Here is a 23,533-nt window from a genome sequence, read left to right as displayed (position 1 = left end):
TTTATTCAAATCTAAAAAACAAATAGGCTCTGCTGACTTTTTTTATTTCTAAAGTCAACAGAGCCTTAATAGGGGCTGTACGATAAATTTACAAGGTCTAATTCAATAAAAAAGCAGTAAAATTAAAAAACTGCTTTATTTTTAAAGTATTTAGCAATGCCTTTTAGCCATGCATTCAATAAAAATAACCAGGCAATCGAACTAAAGACCACACCTGCAACGGTCATTGCAGTTACCCAGAGTGCGCTATCCCATGCAAAAAAGAACAATGGAATAAACCATAGGGCAGCAAAAAAGGCCATCAAGATAAATAACAGCACATTACGCATAATCCACAGTGCATGCGCATGTATCCATACTTCAGCATTATCCACAATCGCAACTTTTCGTGCTAACAGGTACGCAAACGCTGCAAACACGATTGTAAATAATGCAAGAAACATGAACACGTAAGAAATCGCCACATAGCGGCGATGCTGCTCAATATTGTCTTGCCCCATGCTCTATATCACCTCATTCACAGCATTGTGCAAAATTTGTCATGCAATGAAATTCAATTATTTTTTGGTCTTAAAATATAGGTGCTACTATATTGAAATTTTCAATATTTCGCACCTTTATTCACAAAATAATTACGATAGTTATGTTGTTTTTTTGACCTTAAACCATGCTGCATAAAGTGCAGGCAGGAAAAACAGGGTTAATAAGGTCGCAACAATCAATCCGCCCATAATCGCAACGGCCATCGGACCAAAGAAAATACTGCGTGATAACGGGATCATCGCCAGTACGGCAGCCAGTGCGGTCAGGACAATGGGGCGGAAACGGCGCATGGTTGCATCAATGACTGCATCCCACGGAACATGTCCCGCCTGTATATCCTGCTCGATCTGATCAATCAAAATGAGCGAGTTACGCATAATCATGCCTGACAGTGCGATCGTACCGAGCATTGCCACGAAACCGAAAGGTTTATTAAATAGCAGCAGGAATGCCACCACCCCGATCAAGCCCAATGGTGCTGTCAGCAACACGATGGTTGCCCGCGACATACTACGCAGCTGGATCATTAATAAAGTCATCACCACAGCCAAGAACAATGGCATACCTGCATTAACTGAGTTTTGTCCCTTCGCGGACTCCTCAACGGTACCGCCCACTTCCAGTAAATAACCACTTGGCAGGTCTGCACGTAAGGTCTGCATCTGCTCTGCCAACTGTTGCACCACAGTCGCAGGTTGCAAGTGGGTACGAATATCCGCACGGACGGTAATGGTTGGCAGGCGATTACGATGCCAGATTAAACCCTCTTCAAAACGGGATTCAATTTTTGCAATTTGCGCTAACGGCACAGTGGTGCCTTTGCTGGTCGGTACCGCCAAGCTCGCCAAAGAAGCCACTTCAACCCGTTCAGATTTATCACCACGTAAGCGGATTTCGATCAATTCACGTTTTTCACGATATTGATTCATCACCGACCCAGTGACCGAGGCATTCAGGAAGTTCGCCAGATCAACACTAGACACGCCCATTTGACGGGCACGATCCTGATCAATTTCAATCGCAATGATTTTGCTTGGCTCGCCCCAATCCAGATGCACATTGGTAGTGTTTGGATCTTCACTCAGGACTTTTGCCACTTTCTGTGCCCATTGACGTACTGTGCCGAGATCTTCACCCGAAACACGATATTGCAATGGATAACCCACAGGTGGGCCATTTTCCAGTAACGACACCCGAGTACGCACTTGAGGTAATAGCTGCTTGATTTGTGTGTCTAGAGAACGACGGATTTCATCTCGATCATCTAAAGACGAAGCCAACACCACAAACTGGGCAAAGCTGGCTTGCGGCAATTGCTGATCCAAAGGCAAGTAGAACCGTGGTGAACCCGTCCCGACATAAGCCACATAATTATCAATGCCTTTTTGTTTCGACAGGAATTGTTCTACCTTATGCACGGCCTGTTCCGTCGCAGTCAAAGATGCACCTTCTTCCAGTTTTAAATCCACCAGAATTTCAGCACGATTGGATGGCGGAAAGAACTGTTGCGGCACCAGCTTAAACATCGCCACCGACAACACAAAAATCCCGACTGTGACAGCAATGACGGTTTTACGATAGGTGATACAGATTTCGACCACACGGCGGAAAGACTGATAAAACTTGGATTGGTAAGGATCATGGTGTTGCCCATGCGCCTCCACGATAGGCGCAGGTTGCTTACGCAATCTTGCCCATAATCGAACATACCAAGCAGCTTGCTGCTTCTGTTTGGTAAAATCAGGCAGTAATTTTTCCCCCAGATAAGGGACAAATAATACTGCGGCAATCCATGACACGATTAAGGCAATGGTCACCACCTGAAAAATAGAACGGGTATATTCCCCTGTTCCAGATTGGGCAGTTGCAATCGGCAAGAAACCTGCTGCGGTAATCAGGGTACCAGTCAACATCGGGAAGGCCGTGGTTTGCCATGCAAAACCTGCTGCTTTGAGTCGACTGTAGCCCTGCTCCATCTTAATCGCCATCATTTCAACCGCAATAATGGCGTCATCGACCAGCAACCCGAGCGCCAGAATTAATGCACCCAATGAAATCTTATGTAGTCCCACATCGAACAGGTTCATGCCTGCAAAGGTCATGGCTAAAACCAGTGGAATAGAAAGTGCCACCACCAAGCCCGTACGGAAACCCAGTGAGAAGAAACTCACCAATAAAACGATAATCACCGCTTCCGCGAGAACTTTTAAGAACTCCTGAATACTGCGTTGTACCGCCACAGGCTGGTCAGACACTTTTTGCAGTTTCATGCCCAAAGGTAAGCTTTTTTGCAGACGGTTAAATTCGGTTTCAAGATTTTTACCTAGCGCAATGATGTCACCACCTTTACGCATCGAGACCGCAATCCCGATCCCGTTCTCACCCATAAAACGCATGCGTGGCTGCGCAGGTTCGCTAAAACCGCGATAGACCTCGGCAACATCACCCAGTTGAATGGTTCTGTCACCGACCAGTAACGGCATTTTTTTCAGGTCATCGACACTATGTAAATGTCCACTGACCCGAATTTGAATACGGTCAGTCCCTGTTTCAAAGAAACCCGCACCCGCCATATCGTTTTGCTTCTGAATGGCTTCCTGTATCGCGGTGACAGGCACACCTAATTGCACTGCCTTGGTATTGGACAATTCAATCCAGATTTTCTGGTCTTGTAGTCCCACCAGATTAACCTTGCTGACATCTTTGACCCGTTGCAATTGCAGTTGCAAACGATCGGCATATTCTTTCATTACCGCATAGTCAAAGTCTTTGCCCGTCAGTACATAGATGTTGCCGAAGGTATCTCCAAATTCATCATTAAAGAAAGGCCCTTGTACACCGCTTGGCAATTGGGTCCGAATATCATTGACCTTTTTGCGCACGTTATACCAGACGTCTGGAATGGCACTGGACGGTAAACTGTCTTTAGCCACAAAAGTCACCAAGGACTCACCTGGACGTGAATAGGCCATGATGCGGTCATACTGCCCTGTGGTCATCAACTCCTTTTCAATTCGATCTGTCACCAGCGTTGAGACTTCTTTTGCGGTTGCCCCCGGCCAATAGGTCTGCACCACCATCACTTTGAAGGTAAATGGCGGATCTTCACTTTGCGAAAGTTTGGAATAGGACATTATCCCAACGATGCCGAGCAGCAGCATAAAATAAAGGATAATGCCCTTATTTTTGAGTGCCCATTCTGAGAGGTTAAATTTCATGTTTAACCTCCCGTTTTGACACGAATGTCGCGGTTATCACGATCAACGGGATGAATTTTTTGCTGGTCCCGTAACAAATGCACGCCACCTACCACAACCCAGTCGGTCGCTTTTAAGCCTGAAAGGACGGGTACACTGTCACGACCATAAGTCCCTAAAGTCACAGGCACTTTACGAATGGTTTGATTGGCATTCACCACCCAGACGTAGGCTTGCTGATCATTGGCAGTAACACTGGATAAAGGCACACTCAATACATTATTGTCTTGTGCCACGAAGAATACTCGCGCACTTTGTCCAAGTTGAATACTGGACTGCCCTTCCAGCAAAGAAACTTTCACGGTAAAGGTTCGAGACTGATCCGCTGCTGGAGAAACCTCACGCACTCTGGCAGCAAAACGTGCTTCAGGTTGCGACCACAAGGTGACCCATGCTGGCTGTCCTACTTTAATGGTGCTGACCGCCTGTTCAGGCACACCAAACACCACTTCGCGTTCACCATCAATGGCTAGCTGGTAAGCAGCCTGCCCTGCCGCAATCACCTGTCCAATCTCGATCTGACGCTGGGTAATCACCCCGTTCTTATTCGAGATAAGCTGGTTATAACCCGTTTGATTGGACGATACTTCATAGTTAGAACGGGCTTGCTGTAAGCTTGCCTGTGCAGATTCATACTGATTTTTGACGGCATCAAATTGCGAACGGCTGACCGCATTGACAGGTAATAGCTGCTGATAACGCTGATATTCTTCTGCGGCAATTTTTGCAGCAGCCTGTGCACTTTGTAACTGTGCCTTGGCCGCATTCATTTGCAATTGCGCATCTTTTACATCCAGCTTCGCCAGCACCTGTCCAACTTTGACCCGATCCCCGACATCGACATAACGTTCGGTGATCTGTCCCCCGACACGGAAGGCCAAAGCAGTTTGCTGTTTCGCCTGCACATCCCCTGCATAGCTTTTTTGCTCAACATGGTTGCCACTCGGCTGAGCCACCATGACATAAGGAATTTCCTCAGTCTTGGGCACCTCTTTCTGGCAGGCGCTGAGGACGACACTACTGACAATGACGAACCCCAATATGATACGATTGATCTGCTTCATCTGTTTGCGCTCTTATTCAAATTGATTTTTAAGGCGTGATATGAGCATTATCATAGATTGTTTATTTTTTAATTAATATACTCATAGGTACATTAATTAAAAAATAAATCTACCCATCTGATTTTTAAATTGATTAAAAGAGAAAGATAACGTGCAAATCCATAGTGGTCGCCCTAAAGATTTAGAGAAAAGAGCCAAAATTTTACAGGCCGCAAAATCTATTTTTTTAAAAATGGGTTACCACGCCACCAATATGAACCAGATTGCCAAAGAAGCAGGTGTCACCAAACTTACGGTGTACAATCACTTTCAGGACAAGAACAATCTGTTCATGTGCGCGATTCAAGAAAGCTGCGAAGAATCGATTCGAGCCAAACAGTTTGAACTGACGGCGGACTCTGATTTTAAACAGGCCTTGCTTCTCATGTGCCAGCGGGCTTTAAATATTATTTATCTTCCTGAAGCTCTGAAACTGGATTGTGTCCTATTTGAACTGGCGGCGGAACAGAGCCCCTTAACCCGACAGTTTTTTGATGCCTCACATACCCGCATGTGTCATGTCTGGTGTGATTTTTTTGAGCAAGCCATCGCGTTTAAATTTATTCAGGCAGATGAACCGATCAAGCAAACTGAACTGATTATTTCCTTGCTGCTAGGAATTCGTCACCAGCAAGTGTTACTGGATTTAGCGCCTGTTCCAACAGCGGATGAAATCGATCAGATGATTCAGCATGCAATCGAGATTTTTTTGCTTAAATATCAGACTAAAGTTTAGATAAATTTCACATTTTTTTACGTTCTGCTCTTGGATTGTCTTTCAATCGCGCTATAGTCGAATGAGAACAACAGGAGAATTAGAATGATTCAGCAAATCACTGCTCCACTACGTGAAGATGTCCGCTTACTGGGCAACTTACTGGGAGAGACCTTAAAGCAACATGCTGGGCAAGATTTGTTTAATCAGATTGAGCAAATTCGGGCATTAGCCAAAGGCGCACGTGACGGCCAGATCGAAGCAGAAAAACAGCTAGAACAACTTTTCCTCGGTTTAAAAGATGAAGAGATTTTACCACTGACCCGCGCTTTCTCACATTTTCTTAACTTTGCCAATATTGCCGAACAGTACCATGTGGTACGAAGCCGTCGTCAGGCCGAGTTTGATGAGCAGGCGCCAAGTCCTAATCCACTCCCGCATTTGTTTGAAAAATTCAAAAGTCAGCAGATCAATGCACAACAACTGTTTCAGCAAATCTGTGATTTAAAAATTGAACTGGTGCTGACAGCCCACCCGACCGAAGTCAGCCGTCGTACCTTAATTCAAAAATATGACGACATTACCGATTGTCTTTCACAATTAGATCAGCAAAAGCTGACCCCGAAAGAACGCCAACAAACCATTGCAACGCTCAAGCAACTGATCAGTTCAGCGTGGCAGACCGATGAAATCCGTCAACATCGCCCAACCCCTGTGGATGAAGCGAAATGGGGCTTTGCGACGATTGAGCAGTCGCTCTGGAATGCCGTACCTAAATTTGTTCGCGAACTGAATGAATTGTCTCAACAACATTGTGAACAAAGTCTGCCACTCAATGTTGCACCGATTCGCTTTGCTTCGTGGATGGGTGGAGACCGTGATGGCAACCCGAATGTGACTCATCAAGTTACGCAAGAAGTCTTGTGGTTGTCACGCTGGCAAGCAGCAGATCTCTATCTGCGTGATATTGAAAATCTGCGTTGGGAATTGTCGATTCAAAGCTGTTCCGACGAACTGACGCAAGCTTTGGGTTATGAACATCCAGAACCGTATCGTGAATATTTACGCGAAACCCGCGAACGTTTAAAAGCGACACGTACATGGTTGGCCCATCGTCTGCAAGGCACTGAAGCAGCAGATGACAGCAATATCATCAGAACCAAAGATGAATTACTCGCACCGCTATTACTGTGCTATCGCTCATTGATCGACTGTAATATGGCTGAGATTGCCAACGGACAATTACTCGACTTTATTTATCGGGTGAATTGCTTCGGAATTGAACTGCTAAAACTCGATATCCGTCAAGAATCGGGACGTCATCGCCAAGCGATTTCCGCCATTACTGAATATTTGGGTCTAGGCAATTTTGAGTCATGGACCGAACAGGCACGCCAAAACTTCCTGATACAGGAACTGCAAAGCAAGCGCCCATTACTGCCGAAATTTTTTAATGAGCCTGAAGGTAGCCTGATTCAGCATTCCGATGTACTCGAAGTGTTTGCCACCATGCGCACCTTGGCAGAACAGCCACCTGAAAGTCTGGGCGCCTATATTATTTCGATGGCAGAATATCCAAGTGATGTGCTGGCAGTGTTGTTACTTCAAAAAGAAGCGGGCATCCAGCAGCCTCTACGTGTGGTGCCTTTATTCGAGACCTTGAAGGATCTCGATGGCGCCGCCAAAACCATGAATACCCTGTTCAATATGCATTGGTATAAACAGCATATTCAAGGCAAACATGAAGTCATGATTGGCTACTCCGACTCCGCCAAAGATGCAGGCTTTATGTCAGCCAACTGGGCGCAATATCGTGCTCAGGAAGAACTGACGGCGATTGCCAAACAGCATGGCGTACAATTGACCTTATTCCACGGTCGTGGTGGTTCAATCAGCCGTGGTGGTGCACCTACCCAGCAAGCTTTGTTCTCTCAACCACCGGGTTCGATTTCTGGCGCGATTCGTGTCACGGAGCAAGGCGAGATGATTCGCTTTAAATTCGGTCTGGAAGGCATTGCCCTGCAAAATCTGGAAATCTACACCGCAGCGACTTTGGAAGCGACCTTACTCCCGCCACCTGAGCCGAAACAACAATGGCGTGACCTGATGAATCAGATGACGGATTTATCGGTGCAGGTTTATCGCCAAACCGTGCGTGAAAATCCAAATTTTGTGAGTTATCTACGTACCGTTACCCCTGAGCTGGAATTACAGATGTTGCCGCTCGGATCACGACCAGCCAAACGTAAAGTCAGTGGTGGGATCGAGTCCTTACGTGCCATTCCGTGGGTATTTGCATGGACACAGATTCGCCTGATGCTACCAGCATGGCTCGGTACTGGCACCGCGATCAATCAAGTTCACGGGCAACATAAAAACACGCTGGATGAGATGCTTGAACAATGGCCTTATTTTCAGACATTGATTGATATGCTGGAAATGGTGCTGTCCAAGTCCGATGCAGATATTGCGCTGTATTATGAATCTCATCTGACTCAAGATCAGGACTTAAAGGTTCTTGGTGTCGAGTTACGTCAACGCCTGCAAAATGCGGTCGATACCCTACTTCGCCTGAAAGGTGAATCTAAACTTCTGAGCAATAATGAAGTGCTGGATCAATCGATGCAGGTGCGTAAACCGTATTTGTTGCCTCTGCATTTATTACAGGCTGAATTGATGAAACGTCGACGCCTCTATCTGGCCGAGCATCAAACTGAACACAGTCCAGTGGATCATGCCTTGATGGTCAGCATTGCAGGTATTGCGGCAGGCTTGCGTAATACGGGCTAAACATTATTTCCAAAATTGCCATCAACACAAAAGACCGCTGTTGATGGCAGAATTGGCAAAATATGCCATTTTCATAAAAAAATTTGAAAAAGTTTTTAAAATTATTTTGAAAATAAAAGAGTTAATTTTTTAAAATGTCTAAGCAAAATAAATAATAATTCCACTAGCTTATTTTGAAACAAATTTTACCAAAAGGTAAAAATACAAAGTCCTCACGCCTGATCTGGCAATATTCTCAATGACTTATAGGTGAAAGCTCGTTTTAAGACAGGGTATCATACGCGCTGATATCAAATAATGAGTCTAATTTATGTCCAGTTGGTTTCCAAAATGGCAGCCGTATCAGGGGACGGTCGATCATCGCCCTGTTGCGACAAATGAATATTTACCGCCCTTACAAAGCGCGGTACTGGGGGTTCAACACGCATTTGCAATGTTCGGCTCAACCGTACTTGCACCGTTATTGATGGGTTTTAGCCCGAACCTTGCCATTTTAATGTCAGGGATCTGTACCATTCTGTTTTTCTTTATGACAGGTGGACGAGTTCCGAGTTATTTAGGCTCAAGTTTTGCTTTTATTGGTGTGGTGGCAGCAGCAACTGGTCATATTACGGGTTCAGGTGCTAATCCAAACTTATCAGTCGCATTAGGCGGGATTGTGGTCTGCGGTATCGTATATGCCCTGATCGGTTTTGCGGTGATGCTGACAGGAACTCGCTGGATCGAAAAACTAATGCCACCTGTGGTCACAGGTGCGATCGTGATGATCATTGGTCTTAACCTTGCGCCCGTGACCATCAAAGGGGTTGCAGGTCAGCCTTTTGAAATGTGGATGGCATTAACCACCGTACTGAGTATGGGGATCATTGCGGTCTTTACCAAAGGGCTATTACAACGTTTATTGCTATTGATTGGCCTTTTAATTGCCTATGCAATTTATGCCATCGCCAGCAATGGTCTGGGTTATGGCAAGCCGATTGATTTCTCCCAAATCTCAGCGGCGCCATGGTTTGGTGTCCCAAGCTTCTCACATCCTACTTTTGATTTGAATGCCATTCTGATCATTGCACCTGTGGCACTGATTTTAGTGGCAGAAAACTTGGGCCATATCAAGGCCGTCGGAGCAATGACTGGCGAAAACCTCACCCCACAACTGGGTAAAGCCTTTGTTGCCGATGGTGTTGCAACCACGTTATCAGGTGGCGTGGGTGCGCCGGGTATGACCACCTATGGCGAGAATATCGGGGTGATGGCGGTTACTCGCGTTTATTCAACACTGGTCTTTGTGATTGCAGGTGTATTTGCAATTATTCTAGGGCTTTCACCTAAGTTTGGTGCAGTCATCAGTACTATTCCAAATGCGGTACTCACAGGTGCATCGATTGTTGTCTTTGGTTTAATCACCATCGCAGGTGCAAAAATCTGGATCGAGAATAAAGTCGACTTCTCAAACAATAAAAACCTGATCGTGGCTTCAGTGACCATTATTTTAGGTGCAGGTAACTTTGAATTATTGTTTGGTAACTTCAATCTCGGGGGTATCGGGACTGCAACTTTTGCAGCGATTTTCCTGAACCTGCTGTTTAATTTAAAAGATAAAAACTAAAATATTGAAGGCAGCCTCCAAGCTGCCTTTTTTTCATCTTGCACTTTTAGCCTATCTTTATCTCGCTCAGTTTTAGTATGATGGCCTTTTATATTTCAATACGTTCCGCTCATGCGTTTCGATTTCTTTGATTTACAACTGGTTCTTCATATTGTGGCAACAGGCAGCCTGACCAAAGGCGCCGAGCTTTCTGCCATTTCCCTGCAAGCTGCCAGCGAGCGGATTAAAAAACTCGAACAATATTTTGCAACGCCTTTATTTATTCGACAAACAACGGGCGTTGAGCTGACCACCGCGGGACATGCCTTGGCTGAGCATGCCCGACGTCTCATGCAGCAAAAAGATCTACTTGAACACGACATGCAGCGCTTTCGACCCACTACACCTGAAGCACTGACTTTATGGTGTAATTCGTCTGCACAAAGTGAATATTTACCGCCCCTATTACCGCAATATCTGATGCTACATCCCGAGATCAATCTCGACTTACACGAAGCAGAAAGTTCTGAAATTGTTGAAGCATTGACTCAAGGCGTGGCGCGTTTAGGACTGGTCTCCAGCTTTTTTGATACGCGTCATTTGCAAACGCAGGAATTTGCCAGTGATCCATTGGTGCTGATCTGCCCAGCTCATCATACCTTGACCCAGCAAACGCAACTGAATCTGGTCGATGCCTTAAATTATGGTTTTATTGGTCTAATGCCCCATCATTCTTTGCAACAATCGATTGAAACTCAAGCCAAGCTATTGGGCTTCAATATCCAGTATCGCTTACGTTTACCCAATTTTTCTGCCATTGCAGAGGTCGTCGCCAAAGGCGTGGGGATTGCGATTATGCCCGCGCGCGCAGCACAGCGTTTGCAGCCAGAGTATGATTTTCATGCGGTACAATTACTGGGTGCGTGGGCGAACCGTAAATTGCTGTTAGCAGCACAGGATTTCTCTCAGCTGCCACAAGGCTATCAATATTTTGCTGAATTTTTGATGCAAAATCGCCCCTCTTGCTGAATGCGGTTAATGCGCAATCATATATAGCCCTAATGCCATTAAGCCCATAAAAAATAAACGGCGAAAACGTTGCTCATTGAGTTGATAACGGATTTTTTTACCCAGCCACATCCCAAATAAGGCAGCAACTAAAGCCACCGCAGACAGTCGATAATCCAGCGTGATACCAGCCATCGGATTGTGATGCAGGAAAAAAGCCAAACAGAAGGTGGAAACGGTAAAGGTCAAACCTAGCGCCTGTACCAGTTCATCCCGTTTCAAATGTAAGGACTGCAAATACGGCACCACTGGAATAATGACCACCCCTGTTGCAACGGTCACTGCACCGCCAATATAGCCAACAATAGGCGACAACCAGCGCTCATATTTAGCCAAATGAGGTAGTCTTTTCACACAGAGGCCATACAGTCCATATAAAGCCAACATACAGCCCAATAAAATCTCACTGCTGTGCCCATGACTCTCGCTTAAAGTCGGTAAAAAGCTCCAGATCGAACCCACCACGATTCCAACCAGTAAAGTCCAGAAGCGGCGGATAAACAGCCACACCCGACCTTCGGCAAACAGTTGCCAGATATTAGTGACTATTGAAGGCACAATCAATAAAGAGGCAGCCTGAAACGGACTCATTGCGATGGTCAGTAGCCCCATGGAGACCGCAGGAAGGCCCAGTCCGATCATGCCTTTAATCATACCGGCAAAGGCAAATACTACGATAATGATGGCTAGAAAAGTCACGCTTTAACTCCGATTTTGCATCGAAGCTATGCTACGGAAAAAACCGTCGCTTGCCCTATTCTTATTTTTGGGAGCAAGCCTCAATCAAAAGTTGAGGCCATTTTATATTTTTCTTCCAGCACATTACTGAGAATACTTTCAATCATCCAGACTCGATACAGACTATTGAAGACATAGCTGTGTCCATCAATCCTTAACTCCAATACAGGGAAATCAGGCTGATGCTTCTGCTGGCACAATTCATCATTTTGTTTTAACTGTGCGTCGATATCCTGTTCGGTCACCTGTTCAATGCCCAACCGTCTCTGCATTCGTTGAAAATGGGCTTTAAATGACAGGTCTTTGCCTTGTGTCCAGACCGATTCCAGAATCTCATGGATACCGTCGACTTGCTGCTCTTCTGGCACACTATAAAACAGTCGTGCCATTTCATAAGTGGCTTCTCTGGTTGGTCGGCAGAATGGGGTAAATGCGACCTGTGTCCGTTTCGAGACACGGGTTGCCAGACTCCAGTCAAACCAGTCTCGACCGTGATAACTGAGCGGATAAACCTTCAACTGGATATTATAATAATTGGCCAGTTCTTCCTTGATATAAGCCAATAATAACCAGCTCATCGGGTCTTCAAGCGCGATATACAGATCCAGTTCCGGATGCAAGGCCTGCACTTCTGCCAAAGCCTCACCATCGTTAATTAAATGCTCGCGCCACTCGATATGGTTGATCAGGAAAATCGGATTGCCAGTCAGTAATTTCTGTTGTTTTAAACGGCGTGTCAGACGAAGTAAGTCATCAACCGCCTGATATTTACGTTCACCAAATTCAAAATAACTGGCGATCACAGGTACATCTTTGAAAATACGCTCGGGATAATTTTGTGGTTTTTGATGCTGGGAGGCCATTGCATATAAGGTACGCAATTTACCATATTGCTGCTGCCACAACATGTGGAAGACATCTTCAAGCAAATGTAAGAAGTTTTGTTCTCTGAGGGGGGTATTTCTTAGAATTGTTTCTGCTTGTTGTAATGCTTCTGCACTCGGTATTTCAGGGGTTTCATCGAAACCAAAGCGATGCTGCTTGGCAAGGATCTTCGCATCATTTAAACAGTAGCTTTGCCAGTCTTGCTTGGACATGCCATTCGGAGGCTCTGCATCTTGCCTCGAAATAATGACTTTTAAGGGTTTGAGTTCATCACTCAGGATTTCATTGAGCTGATCAAGCTCTTGCACCGCAAGATAGCTATAAACATCGTCTAGACGTAGGTAAATACTTAAACCCTGTTCCGTAGGTAATTCCGCTTGACGAGAAGGTTTCTGGTAGAACCAACTCGATCGTATGGGATCAAACCAACGACGTAACAAAGACATGTCGATAGCCTCTAATGGTCATAAATTGAGATATGGGTAAGTTTGCTCAAACCTGAGTCAGAACAGGTGAGCCAATAAGTATGTTCAGTATCTTATAAAATGAGACAAAAGTCCCCCTTAATTGAAAGAGGGACTCAAAGGGATTACAAAACTCGTACTGCGCCTTTGGCTGCGCTGGTCGAATGCATTGCGTAAATCTTCAATGACTTAGACACTTTACGTTTACGTTCTTCCGCAGGATGCCAGCCTTTCGCGTCCTGAACTGTACGGCGATGCGCCATAGTCGCATCATCGATATCCAAGTGAATGGTACGGTTTGGAATATCAATCTGAATGGTATCGCCATCTTCAACCAAACCAATTGCACCACCCTCAGCCGCTTCTGGAGAAACGTGACCAATCGACAGGCCTGAAGAACCGCCAGAGAAACGACCATCGGTAATCAAGGCACAGTCTTTACCCAAACCTTTCGATTTCAGGTAACTGGTTGGGTACAACATTTCCTGCATACCCGGTCCACCACGTGGGCCTTCGTAGCGAATGACTACGATATCGCCTGCCACGATTTTATGATCCAGAATCGCTTCTACTGCCGCATCCTGACTTTCAAAAACGCGTGCTGTACCCGTGAATTTCAGAATTGATTCATCCACACCTGCGGTTTTTACGATACAGCCATCTAATGCGATATTGCCGTAAAGCACAGCCAGACCACCATCTTTAGAGAAAGCATGTTCAGCATTACGAATTACGCCTTTCTCACGGTCACCATCTAGAGTTGAATAATAACGGTTTTGCGAGAACGCGACCTGCGTTGGAATACCGCCCGGTGATGAACGATAGAATTCGTAAACATCAGCATCTTCGGTACGGATAATATCCCACTTGTCCAAAGCATGTTTTAACGTTGGTTCATGTACAGTTGGGCATGACGTATTCAGCAAGTTGGCACGATCCAGCTCACCCAAAATCGCCATGATCCCGCCCGCACGGTGTACATCTTCCATATGTACGTCTTGTTTTGCTGGTGCAACTTTTGACAATACTGGAACCTGACGAGACAAACGGTCGATATCATCCATGGTGAAATCAACTTCGGCTTCGTGCGCCGCTGCAAGTAAATGCAATACGGTATTGGTTGAACCGCCCATTGCAATATCAAGCGTCATCGCATTTTCAAATGCCGCCTTGGTTGCAATTGAACGTGGCAAAATGCTGTCATCATTTTGTTCATAATAACGTTTTGCCAGTTCAACCACTAAACGACCAGCTTTCAAGAATAGCTTCTCACGGTTGGCATGCGTTGCCACGATTGAACCATTACCCGGTAAAGATAGGCCCAATGCTTCAGTTAAACAGTTCATTGAATTCGCGGTGAACATACCAGAACATGAACCACAGGTTGGACATGCTGAACGTTCAAAAGCCTGAACTTCTTCATCGGTATAGCTTTCATCGGCTGCAACCACCATAGCATCAACCAGATCAATGGCCTTTTCATCGCCACGGAATTTCACTTTACCCGCTTCCATTGGCCCGCCAGACACGAACACCACAGGGATATTCAGGCGCATTGCTGCCATCAACATTCCCGGTGTGATCTTGTCACAGTTCGAAATACACACCATCGCATCGGCGCAGTGTGCATTGACCATGTATTCAACCGAATCGGCAATCAAATCACGTGATGGCAGTGAATACAGCATCCCGTCATGACCCATTGCAATACCGTCATCGACCGCAATGGTATTAAATTCTTTTGCCACACCACCAGACGCTTCAATTTCTCTCGCAACAAGTTGACCTAAATCTTTGAGATGCACGTGACCTGGAACAAACTGGGTAAATGAGTTGACCACCGCAATAATTGGCTTGCCAAAATCTTCATCTTTCATACCGGTCGCACGCCATAAACCACGCGCGCCCGCCATATTTCTTCCATGTGTTGATGTTTTTGAACGATAATCAGGCATTTTGTATTCCCAACAAGTTTGTGCTCGAGACGAATAGGACATTCGCTCTGGCGAAATGATACTGAGCTCTCTGCATCATACTACAAGTTATCGTTTAACAGATGACCAACAGGCCTATCTTTTTTTGTACAAAAGCAATTAATCCACCTAATTAGGGACTCATCACTTTTTCGCTTATAATTTGAAGCAAGTTTTAGTTGGATTGTCTTTGTGAAAATCATTTTTGCTGGTACGCCTGAATTTGCGGCAACCGCATTGGCGGCATTATTAAAAACATCACACCAGATCATTGCGGTTTATACCCAGCCTGACCGTAAAGCAGGCCGTGGGCAAAAACTCACCCCCTCTCCTGTTAAACAGTTAGCACTTGAACACGGTTTACCGGTTTATCAGCCTTTGAATTTTAAAGCATCGACAGAAGAAGGCTTGGCAGCTCGACAAGAACTTGCAGCCCTTGGCGCAGATGTCATGGTCGTGGCCGCTTATGGCCTGATCTTGCCACAAGCAGTTTTGGATACCCCGAAATATGGCTGTTTAAATATTCACGGTTCATTACTGCCACGCTGGCGTGGTGCTGCACCGATCCAACGTGCCATTGCGACAGGCGATGCTGAAACAGGCATCACCATCATGCAAATGGCTGCTGGTCTGGATACGGGCGACATGATGTATAAAACCTATTGTCCAATCACAGCCGAAGATACTTCTGCCAGCTTACACGATAAACTGGCAGATCAAGGCGCCGAAGCGATTTGTACCGTGCTTGAATCCGAACAAAGCTTACAGGAATTCATTGAAAAACGTGAAGTACAAGATGAAGCGCTGACGGTCTATGCACACAAACTGGTGAAAGCAGAAGCACGTATTGACTGGAGCCAGAATGCGGTACAAATCGACCGTAATATCCGTGCCTTCAATCCGTGGCCTGTGGCGTTTATTCAACTGGATGAAAGCAGTGCCTTACGTGTCTGGGGTTCCATGCTTTCTCAACATCAAAAAACTGATGCACAAAGCGGTGAGATCCTTGCGATTGATAAACAAGGCGTTCACGTTGCCTGCGGCGACAATACCGCGGTGTGCCTCACCAGTCTGCAATGGCCAGGTGCTAAAGCCCTAAATCCTGTACAAATTGCCCAAACTCAAAAATTGCATATTGGACAAATTCTCCCATGAGCCAATCATCTACAAAAAATTTAAATCTACGTGCACAAGTGGTCAAAACACTTTTGGCCGTTCAAAATGGGCAATCTTTGTCTTCTGTTCTGAATCAACATATCAATATCGTTTCTGAACGTGACCGTGGTTTATATCACGAACTTACTTTAGGCTGTTTACGCCAATGGTTTTCTTTAAAAGCAATTACCCTGCCATTGCTGACAAAACCGTTAGACAATGAAGCGCTAGAAAGTTGTTTATATCTTGGTTTATATCAAATTTTATGTACACGTATTCCTGTACATGCGGCGATTTCAGAAACGGTGAATGCTTCTAAGCAACTCGGTTTTGAGCCAATGAGTGGTTTGGTCAATGCGATTCTGCGTCGTGTTTCACGTGAAACAACTGAATTTGAAACAGCATTGAATAATACGCATGGTTTACCAAGCTGGTTATTCAAGCGACTTAAAAAAGATTGGCCTGAGCAAGCAGAGTCTCTATGCCAAGCCTTAAAACAAGTCGCACCACTGACCCTGCGCATCAACGAACGCCAAGTCAGTCGTAACGAATATTTAGAGATTTTGGACGAAGAGCAGATTGATGCTCGTCCTTGCACGCTTTCAGATGTTGGTATTGTTCTCGAGCAAACGGGCAATATTACCCATTTACCAGGTTTTGAAGAAGGTGGTTTTTCGGTTCAGGATGAACATGCCCAATTGTGCGCGACGCTTTTACCGAACTTAGATAATAAAGTTGTTGTCGATGCCTGTGCTGCACCAGGTGGCAAAACTGCGCACATTCTTGAGCGCTTTACTCCTCAAAAACTGATTGCGCTTGATCATGATGCCAAACGTTTATTGCGTGTTTCTGAAAATTTAGAACGTCTTGCCTTAAATGACAACAATGTCGAGATTATTACCGCTGATGCGACCACTTGGCAGACACCAGAACCCGTCGATTGTATCGTCTTGGATGCGCCTTGTTCTGCAACAGGTGTGATTCGTCGCCATCCCGATATTCGTCTGTTAAGACAATCAACCGATATCGCGCAAACGGTGGCCTTACAGCAACAGATTTTGCAGCAGATGTGGCAACAACTCAAAGTTGGCGGTACTTTGCTGTATATCACCTGCTCGATTCTAAAAGCTGAAAATGAGCAACAAATGGCGGCTTTCTTTGCGGAACATGCAAATGCCGAAGAAATCAAAATTGAAGCGGATTGGGGCATTGAACAGCACTATGGTCGTCAATTACTTCCTTCTGCACAATCAGGCGATGGTTTCTATTATTGCCGAATTAAGAAACTAGCTTAAGCAAAATAAAAAAAGCAGGCTTTAGGCCTGCTTTTTTTGAATCTGTTTTTTAAAGCGTATGATGATCTTTCACTTCTTCCAGAACATCATCAAGTTCTTCTGGATTTTTCATCAGATGCAGAATCGATAAAGCCAATCCGCCCCATAAAAATACCATTGAAATGATCATCATCACAATTGCTGAAGTATTCATATCGGCTCTCCTAGCGATCTTTGATTCTACTGAGTACAAGTGCAACGACAGCACAGAAGATTACGCAGCCCCATCCAAATATACCTTGTAAGCTCATGCTATAACTATCGTAACCGTTTTTCACCAGATTAAACACGGTCATGCTTAAAGTCGTTAACAAGATCAACGATGTAATTACGGTTAAGGTGAAATCCCAGCCTTTGCCTAATTGAATGGTCGAAATACGGTTCACGTGATCACGCAGTTCACGCAAGGCAGAACGTTTAAACCAGGCAATACTAATAATTGAAATCAACGCACCACCAATAATACCGATGTTATTGATGAAGTGATCCACGATATCAACCAGTTTAATCGCATTCACACTTGAAAATAGGATGACTGAAACTAGCGCACTACCACCACCAATAATGGTTACGGCTTTAGTACGACCCCATTTCAACTTATCCTGCATTGCTGCAATTGGCACTTCCAGAATACTCACCATTGAAGAAATACCCGCAACGAAGAGTGATGAGAAGAACAATAAGCCAAATAAGTCAGCACCAGCACCTAAGCTTGAAATGATTTTCGGGAAAGCGATAAACGCTAAACCAATACCACCACTTACGACATCGTGTACTTCTTTACCAGCAGTATGCGCCATAAAGCCCAACGCAGCAAAGATACCAATACCTGCCAAGATTTCAGTTGATGCATTGGCAAAGCCAACGATCAAGCCAGAACCCGTTAAGTTGGTTTTTGGTTTGAGATAAGAGGCATAAGTCACCATGATCCCGAAGCCAACTGACAGCGAGAAGAAAGTATGACCATAAGCCGCTAACCACACTTTATAATTCATCATCGCAGACCAGTTCGGGGTAAAGAATGCATTTAAGCCCTCTGCCGCACCCGGTAAACGTAATGACTGAATCACCAAAATGGTAAATAGAACGAAGAGTAATGGCATGAAAATCTTATTCGATAATTCAACGCCTTTTTTAACGCCGCCATATAAAATGATTAAAGTGAGCGCCCAGATCCCAACAATTGGCCAGAACAAATGACTCACGAATTGTAGATCAAAGCCTGTCGCTTTCGAGGTCTGCAAATACGTATTGAAGAAGAAACTTTCAGGATCACTGCCCCATGCCTGACCAATCGAGAAGTACACATAACTCCCCGCCCACGTCAGTACGCTGGCATAGTACAAACCGATGATGATACACACACAGACTTGCCACCAACCTAGCGTCTCGCCACCTTTGAATAACGCACGATACGCTTTTGGTGGAGAGTTACGCGCACGATGACCTGTGGCATAGTCTAAAAAGAGAAGTGGTAAACCAGCGGTAATCAACGCCAGTAAATAAGGGATAAGAAACGCTCCGCCGCCATTTTCATAAGCGACATACGGGAACCGCCAGATATTACCTAAACCTACAGCTGAACCAACAGCTGCAATAATAAAACCAGATCGTGATGTCCAGTTTTCACGAGAATCTGCCATAAAACACCTAAATTTGTCCTGCTGACCTTCCATGCTGCTTTCAGTTTTTTATTATCCAACAGACATGAAAATGCCATAAAAAATCTTGTTTTGTTTGGATGAAACTTCAACCTTGTGAGCTTCTTATTTTCAAGACCAAACAAACAAAAAACCAAACCATCTTCCTTAAAGATTGGGCATTGTTTTTCTGCTTTTAATAGCCGAACAATACCTGTTTTTATTTATTTTTACTGTAAATTCTGCAAGAAAATATCAGCTTTTCAGAACAATTGATTATTTTTCAACTGCCTGTAAATTTGACCTTGCAGTCAATCTATAAAAATCAAGTACATAAAACAGGCAAGCCAAATCCTCACCACGCTTTTCCTCCTCTATTGCTTAATTGCTAAAAGTCTTTGTTCTTGCATATCACGGATAGCTGAATGGATGCCTTCGCGACCTAAACCAGAATCTTTTACGCCCCCATAAGGCATATTATCGACGCGGAACGTCGGGACATCATTAATGATGACACCGCCCACATCCAGATGATCCCATGCATACAGCATTTTATTGAGATTTTGCGTATAGATGCCTGCCTGCAAACCAAAGCGGCTTTGATTAATGGTCGCGATTCCCTGCTCAAATTCCTTAAATTTTTCTAAAATGGCCACTGGGCCAAAAGCTTCATCTTTATAAATTTCCAGCTTGGCATCGACATTTTCCAGTAACACAGGTTCAAACAAAACACCTTGTAAACTACCACCAAGCAGGACTTTCGCCCCTTTCTTCTCAGCCTTATCAATCCATTTTTTTAAGCGTAATGCTTCCGCCTCTTTAATCATCGGGCCAACCAATGTGGTACTTAAAGCAGGATCATCGGCTTTAATTTTTTTCAGTTTGGCGATGAGTTTCTTTTTCAGCTCAGCATAAATATCTGCATGCACTAAAATTCGTTGCACACTGATACAGACCTGCCCTGCATGCCCATAAGCAGCACTTATCAAGCGATCAACCAAGGCATCATCAATACTTGTATCCGCATCAATCAGGACTGCTGCATTACCACCGAGTTCCAGCGTGACTTTCTTGCGACCTGCCCGCGCCTTCATATCCCAACCGACCTGATCTGAACCCGTAAAGCTGAGTAATTTAAAACGATCATCGGTGACTAAAATATCTGCTGCCTCACGATTACAAGGCAATATCGACCAAGAACCTTTCGGCAAATCCGTTTCAGCCAAGACGGCCGCAATCTTTAAGGCACTGATCGGGGTAAAACTGGCAGGCTTCAACACAAAAGGACAACCCGCTGCAATCGCAGGTGCAATCTTATGTGCCACCAGATTGAGAGGAAAATTAAATGGACTAATTAAAGAAACCGCACCAATCGGTACATGCTTCACCATGCCACGAAACTGCGCGGCAGCGGGTGTGACCGCCAAAGGGATTAATTGCCCATCATCGAGCTGCGTCACCGCATCTGCGGCCAACTGAAAAGTATTAATTAAACGTTCTACTTCAGCACTTGCTGCACCACGTGGCTTGCCACCTTCTGCAATCAGAATCTCGGTCAGCTCATCCCGCAGTTCATTAAAACGCTTTACACAATGCAGTAAGATTTTTTGTTTTTGAAACGGTTTTAAGGCTGCCATCTCAGCTTCAGCCTTCACCGAAGCCGATATTGCTTTTTCAAGCACTTTAGCATCGGCCAATGCGACTCGTGCATAAACAGTATTATTATACTTATCATGGACTTCAAGCCATTGACCTGTTGTAACGGCTTTCCCAGCCACATAAAGCGGATAATCCACCACACTTTGTTTATCCGTCATTATTATTTATTCCTTTATAAAAATTTAAAATTAGACTACTGCATATTTACCAAGATCACTATATGATTCGCCCATTCATAGGTGAATTCACAACAATTCATTACTGTTTTCGATATTAATTAGGATAATGCAATGAAATTATTAAAAATATCAATGCTTGCTTTAGGAGCGAGCATTTGCGGTCTGGCGCAAGCCGATGTTATTGGTGTTAAAGGCGACCTCAGCTACTGGAACTACAATGGCGAAGCCAATATGGCCGACCAAAGCGCTGCGCCTGATCAGGATCTTAAACGTAAAGGTTCAGCTCAAGTATCCCTTGCTGTTGAGCATCCAATTCCATTGATTCCCAATGCAAAAATCCGTTATGTAAATTTAAAAACAGAAACGGATAATAAAGTTGCAGGTCAACCTGTTTACGACCTCAACATCGATCATACCGATTTCATTTTATACTATGAAATTTTAGATACGATTGTAAATGCTGATGTCGGTTTAGGGGCAACGAACTTAAATGGTGATGTCAAAACTCTCAACATCAGCAAAACAGATATCGATAAAACTGTACCTGTGATCTATGGATCGGCGGGGGTAAAACTGCCATTTACAGGCTTGAGCGCGAAAGCAGAACTCTTATATAGCAACTTTAATGATGCCAAAATCACGGATGCTCAAGCAGAATTACAATACAACTTTATCGACAATCTACTGGTTGATGTTGGTCTGAAAGCAGGCTACCGTATTTTGGATATCAAGCTAGATGACTATGAAAAAAATGACCTTAAATTTAACTTTAAAGGTCCTTATATTGGCTTAGATGTACATTTCTAAGACCTAAAATATATAAAAAAACGGAATTTTATGATTCCGTTTTTTTATGGAAAATGACTTCTTCCTCATTCATGTACGCCAAAACGTACACAGATCGCAGCCATTGGCGAATATCCCTAACTCAACTTTTCGCCTATTATACAAATCATAGAGAGACAGGAAGTCTCATTGAGAATAATAAGACGCACAGGAAGTGGTCGTTAATAGGATATCAACGACATAAGCTGAATATGAAGAAGCCCCGTCAGGATGACGGGGCTTCTTTTTATCTATCATTTTTATCTGTATTTTAAAGACTTTTTAGGTAGGCAATCACTTCACTATGCTCCGCCATTTCTGCAAGCTGTAGCGCTGTATATTCGCTCTTATAAGCCACATTTGCACCTTTACTCACTAACAGCTTTACTACCGCTAAATGATCATTCTCGGCAGCCGCCTGTAACGCGCTATAACCTTCATCATCGGTCTGGTTCGGATCTATTCCCTCTACCAATAGCTGCTCGACTTGTTCCTCATCACCTAAAGATGCCCAATACACCAGTTCAGGCAAATGCAGTTCGTCATCATTTTCAGGGAGCGGAGAGAAAGTGTTGAGTTTCATAATGAATGACCCGTTTTAGTACTAACCACAATTAAAACTTAAATTTGGTAGTGTATCTACGATTAAATTTCCATTCTCAAATAATACTTACACTCTCGCCACGACTTATCAAGATCATCCTTCAGACAGGAGAGTATTTGGTGACCATTATAATACTCTTGTAAGACCATCCCAATCGTCAACTATTGGCATTCTGTCTAACGGGTTTAAAACCTCAATCTCCGCAAGAGTAAAATCACCTCGACCAAATTGACAGCAATAGCATGCCGTAACAAAGTTAGACTGCTCATTCTTTCCACCACGCCCATATGGATCTATGTGATCTAATGAAGATGCTAAAGCGTACAATGCGGAGTTTCTTTGAGATTTAATACTTATCCAGTGCTTCTCTATTTTAAATACGTTCGAGAAAATTGTTCTTGCTTGTCTCGAGATAACTTTTATTCCGCAAAATCGGCAACGCCATCCATCTCTTAAAAATATTACATTTTGCTCTACTTGAGATGGCATTCTAGTTGGATCGCGCATTGAAATAGGAAGTCGCTTTGGTAAATTTGTTTGTCGATGGATATCAAAACTCAGCTTTCCAACTATACTTTGCGCATATTCGGTAATTTCAGGAAAATTTGCTTCAACTATCAATAAATTAGCGAGTCGGTAATTTTTTAAAATGAATGCATCCGCTGCTGCATCCAATAACTTTGCTGCAAGTTCTAATTCTTTAATTGGTTGTCGTAGAGAATGTCTCATATTATCGCCTAATATGTAAATTCAGCATGAGCAAGTAAGGGAAAAAGCTGCTCTATTCAAATTGTTATCTTAAGCAAGAAAAAGAAGAGTATGAAGTATTTTTAGTCAAATCTAATCAAAATAAGTGGATATACAAAATTCCGCGCGCAAAAAAACACCCCCTCTGCGTTAGCGGAGGGGGTGTTTAGATTTAAAAGCTGGCGATGACTTACTCTCACATGGCAAGTGCCACACTACCATCAGCGCTAAGAGGTTTCACTTCTGAGTTCGGGAAGGGATCAGGTGGT

General features: G+C 44.2%; 18 protein-coding genes and 1 rRNA gene. 7 read left to right on the top strand and 12 right to left on the bottom strand.

The window, feature by feature from the left end; genetic code table 11:
* Nucleotides 1–122: 122 nt before the first annotated feature.
* The 3 genes from PJ15_RS08550 to PJ15_RS08540 all read right to left on the bottom strand — a co-directional run bounded on the left by PJ15_RS08550 (nucleotide 123) and on the right by PJ15_RS08540 (nucleotide 4,864).
* The gene (locus tag PJ15_RS08550) at nucleotides 123–500 is read right to left on the bottom strand and encodes a hypothetical protein (protein ID WP_004776408.1); all 378 of its coding nucleotides are present in this window, start codon (nucleotides 498–500) and stop codon (nucleotides 123–125) included.
* A 141-nt stretch (nucleotides 501–641) separates the two neighbouring features.
* Nucleotides 642–3,761: an efflux RND transporter permease subunit gene (locus PJ15_RS08545; protein ID WP_047429834.1), complete on the bottom strand. Its 3,120-nt coding sequence runs from the start codon at nucleotides 3,759–3,761 to the stop codon at nucleotides 642–644.
* Between the two features lie 2 nt (nucleotides 3,762–3,763).
* Complete coding sequence (locus tag PJ15_RS08540; RefSeq protein ID WP_047429831.1) at nucleotides 3,764–4,864, bottom strand: efflux RND transporter periplasmic adaptor subunit; 1,101 nt, start codon at nucleotides 4,862–4,864, stop codon at nucleotides 3,764–3,766.
* A gap of 151 nt (nucleotides 4,865–5,015) precedes the next feature.
* Here PJ15_RS08540 and PJ15_RS08535 point away from each other — a divergent pair, with 151 nt between their 5' ends.
* The 4 genes from PJ15_RS08535 to PJ15_RS08520 all read left to right on the top strand — a co-directional run bounded on the left by PJ15_RS08535 (nucleotide 5,016) and on the right by PJ15_RS08520 (nucleotide 11,022).
* Nucleotides 5,016–5,639 carry a TetR/AcrR family transcriptional regulator gene (locus tag PJ15_RS08535; protein ID WP_047429829.1) on the top strand — a complete coding sequence of 208 codons (624 nt, stop codon included), beginning with the start codon at nucleotides 5,016–5,018 and terminating at the stop codon, nucleotides 5,637–5,639.
* A gap of 84 nt (nucleotides 5,640–5,723) precedes the next feature.
* On the top strand, nucleotides 5,724–8,408 hold the full coding sequence (ppc, locus tag PJ15_RS08530) for a phosphoenolpyruvate carboxylase (RefSeq protein ID WP_047429826.1): 2,685 nt from the start codon (nucleotides 5,724–5,726) through the stop codon (nucleotides 8,406–8,408).
* Between the two features lie 310 nt (nucleotides 8,409–8,718).
* Entirely contained in the window at nucleotides 8,719–10,014 is a 1,296-nt protein-coding gene (locus PJ15_RS08525) for a solute carrier family 23 protein (protein WP_004776416.1), read from the top strand.
* A gap of 111 nt (nucleotides 10,015–10,125) precedes the next feature.
* On the top strand, nucleotides 10,126–11,022 hold the full coding sequence (locus tag PJ15_RS08520; RefSeq protein ID WP_047429821.1) for a LysR family transcriptional regulator: 897 nt from the start codon (nucleotides 10,126–10,128) through the stop codon (nucleotides 11,020–11,022).
* Nucleotides 11,023–11,028: 6 nt separating this feature from the next.
* On the opposite strand, the gene PJ15_RS08515 is transcribed toward PJ15_RS08520, so the two are convergent.
* From PJ15_RS08515 to ilvD, 3 genes are all read right to left on the bottom strand, one after another.
* Nucleotides 11,029–11,760 carry a sulfite exporter TauE/SafE family protein gene (locus PJ15_RS08515; RefSeq protein ID WP_047429819.1) on the bottom strand — a complete coding sequence of 244 codons (732 nt, stop codon included), beginning with the start codon at nucleotides 11,758–11,760 and terminating at the stop codon, nucleotides 11,029–11,031.
* An 80-nt stretch (nucleotides 11,761–11,840) separates the two neighbouring features.
* Complete coding sequence (locus PJ15_RS08510; protein ID WP_047429817.1) at nucleotides 11,841–13,130, bottom strand: hypothetical protein; 1,290 nt, start codon at nucleotides 13,128–13,130, stop codon at nucleotides 11,841–11,843.
* A 143-nt stretch (nucleotides 13,131–13,273) separates the two neighbouring features.
* On the bottom strand, nucleotides 13,274–15,103 hold the full coding sequence (ilvD, locus tag PJ15_RS08505) for a dihydroxy-acid dehydratase (protein WP_047429814.1): 1,830 nt from the start codon (nucleotides 15,101–15,103) through the stop codon (nucleotides 13,274–13,276).
* Between the two features lie 210 nt (nucleotides 15,104–15,313).
* Here ilvD and fmt point away from each other — a divergent pair, with 210 nt between their 5' ends.
* Nucleotides 15,314–16,276, top strand: a complete 963-nt coding sequence (gene fmt, locus PJ15_RS08500; RefSeq protein ID WP_047429813.1) for a methionyl-tRNA formyltransferase — start codon at nucleotides 15,314–15,316, stop codon at nucleotides 16,274–16,276.
* Nucleotides 16,273–17,571: a 16S rRNA (cytosine(967)-C(5))-methyltransferase RsmB gene (gene rsmB / locus PJ15_RS08495; protein WP_047429810.1), complete on the top strand. Its 1,299-nt coding sequence runs from the start codon at nucleotides 16,273–16,275 to the stop codon at nucleotides 17,569–17,571. Before fmt ends, rsmB begins: the two co-directional genes overlap by 4 nt.
* A gap of 49 nt (nucleotides 17,572–17,620) precedes the next feature.
* Here the strand turns inward: rsmB and PJ15_RS18355 are convergent, their stop codons facing one another.
* The 3 genes from PJ15_RS18355 to PJ15_RS08485 all read right to left on the bottom strand — a co-directional run bounded on the left by PJ15_RS18355 (nucleotide 17,621) and on the right by PJ15_RS08485 (nucleotide 21,067).
* Complete coding sequence (locus PJ15_RS18355) at nucleotides 17,621–17,764, bottom strand: methionine/alanine import family NSS transporter small subunit (protein ID WP_004776428.1); 144 nt, start codon at nucleotides 17,762–17,764, stop codon at nucleotides 17,621–17,623.
* Between the two features lie 10 nt (nucleotides 17,765–17,774).
* Entirely contained in the window at nucleotides 17,775–19,253 is a 1,479-nt protein-coding gene (locus PJ15_RS08490; RefSeq protein ID WP_047429807.1) for a sodium-dependent transporter, read from the bottom strand.
* 371 nt (nucleotides 19,254–19,624) lie between these two features.
* Entirely contained in the window at nucleotides 19,625–21,067 is a 1,443-nt protein-coding gene (locus tag PJ15_RS08485; RefSeq protein WP_047429804.1) for an aldehyde dehydrogenase family protein, read from the bottom strand.
* A gap of 132 nt (nucleotides 21,068–21,199) precedes the next feature.
* Between PJ15_RS08485 and PJ15_RS08480 the strand changes: the two genes are divergently transcribed.
* Nucleotides 21,200–21,895, top strand: a complete 696-nt coding sequence (locus PJ15_RS08480; RefSeq protein ID WP_047429801.1) for a TIGR04219 family outer membrane beta-barrel protein — start codon at nucleotides 21,200–21,202, stop codon at nucleotides 21,893–21,895.
* Between the two features lie 289 nt (nucleotides 21,896–22,184).
* Here PJ15_RS08480 and PJ15_RS08475 read toward each other — a convergent pair whose 3' ends face one another.
* The 3 genes from PJ15_RS08475 to rrf all read right to left on the bottom strand — a co-directional run.
* The gene (locus PJ15_RS08475) at nucleotides 22,185–22,496 is read right to left on the bottom strand and encodes an ankyrin repeat domain-containing protein (protein ID WP_047429799.1); all 312 of its coding nucleotides are present in this window, start codon (nucleotides 22,494–22,496) and stop codon (nucleotides 22,185–22,187) included.
* A gap of 147 nt (nucleotides 22,497–22,643) precedes the next feature.
* Nucleotides 22,644–23,246, bottom strand: a complete 603-nt coding sequence (locus PJ15_RS08470; protein WP_047429796.1) for an HNH endonuclease — start codon at nucleotides 23,244–23,246, stop codon at nucleotides 22,644–22,646.
* A gap of 195 nt (nucleotides 23,247–23,441) precedes the next feature.
* Nucleotides 23,442–23,533 (bottom strand): 5S ribosomal RNA (gene rrf / locus PJ15_RS18210); the annotation flags it as partial.

It is taken from the genome of Acinetobacter sp. neg1, assembly GCF_000788125.1.
GTDB classification, from domain to species: Bacteria; Pseudomonadota; Gammaproteobacteria; order Pseudomonadales; family Moraxellaceae; genus Acinetobacter; species Acinetobacter vivianii.
This window is presented reverse-complemented; position numbering and strand designations above follow the sequence as displayed.

Bases quoted from the DNA above. Each gene is read 5' to 3' on its own strand.
- PJ15_RS08550 (WP_004776408.1), bottom strand. From the start codon at position 500: ATGGGGCAAGACAATATTGAGCAGCATCGCCGCTATGTGGCGATTTCT.
- PJ15_RS08545 (WP_047429834.1), bottom strand. From the start codon at position 3,761: ATGAAATTTAACCTCTCAGAATGGGCACTCAAAAATAAGGGCATTATC.
- PJ15_RS08540 (WP_047429831.1), bottom strand. From the start codon at position 4,864: ATGAAGCAGATCAATCGTATCATATTGGGGTTCGTCATTGTCAGTAGT.
- ppc (WP_047429826.1), top strand. From the start codon at position 5,724: ATGATTCAGCAAATCACTGCTCCACTACGTGAAGATGTCCGCTTACTG.
- PJ15_RS08525 (WP_004776416.1), top strand. From the start codon at position 8,719: ATGTCCAGTTGGTTTCCAAAATGGCAGCCGTATCAGGGGACGGTCGAT.
- PJ15_RS08520 (WP_047429821.1), top strand. From the start codon at position 10,126: ATGCGTTTCGATTTCTTTGATTTACAACTGGTTCTTCATATTGTGGCA.
- PJ15_RS08510 (WP_047429817.1), bottom strand. From the start codon at position 13,130: ATGTCTTTGTTACGTCGTTGGTTTGATCCCATACGATCGAGTTGGTTC.
- ilvD (WP_047429814.1), bottom strand. From the start codon at position 15,103: ATGCCTGATTATCGTTCAAAAACATCAACACATGGAAGAAATATGGCG.
- rsmB (WP_047429810.1), top strand. From the start codon at position 16,273: ATGAGCCAATCATCTACAAAAAATTTAAATCTACGTGCACAAGTGGTC.
- PJ15_RS18355 (WP_004776428.1), bottom strand. From the start codon at position 17,764: ATGAATACTTCAGCAATTGTGATGATGATCATTTCAATGGTATTTTTA.
- PJ15_RS08490 (WP_047429807.1), bottom strand. From the start codon at position 19,253: ATGGCAGATTCTCGTGAAAACTGGACATCACGATCTGGTTTTATTATT.
- PJ15_RS08485 (WP_047429804.1), bottom strand. From the start codon at position 21,067: ATGACGGATAAACAAAGTGTGGTGGATTATCCGCTTTATGTGGCTGGG.
- PJ15_RS08480 (WP_047429801.1), top strand. From the start codon at position 21,200: ATGAAATTATTAAAAATATCAATGCTTGCTTTAGGAGCGAGCATTTGC.
- PJ15_RS08475 (WP_047429799.1), bottom strand. From the start codon at position 22,496: ATGAAACTCAACACTTTCTCTCCGCTCCCTGAAAATGATGACGAACTG.
- PJ15_RS08470 (WP_047429796.1), bottom strand. From the start codon at position 23,246: ATGAGACATTCTCTACGACAACCAATTAAAGAATTAGAACTTGCAGCA.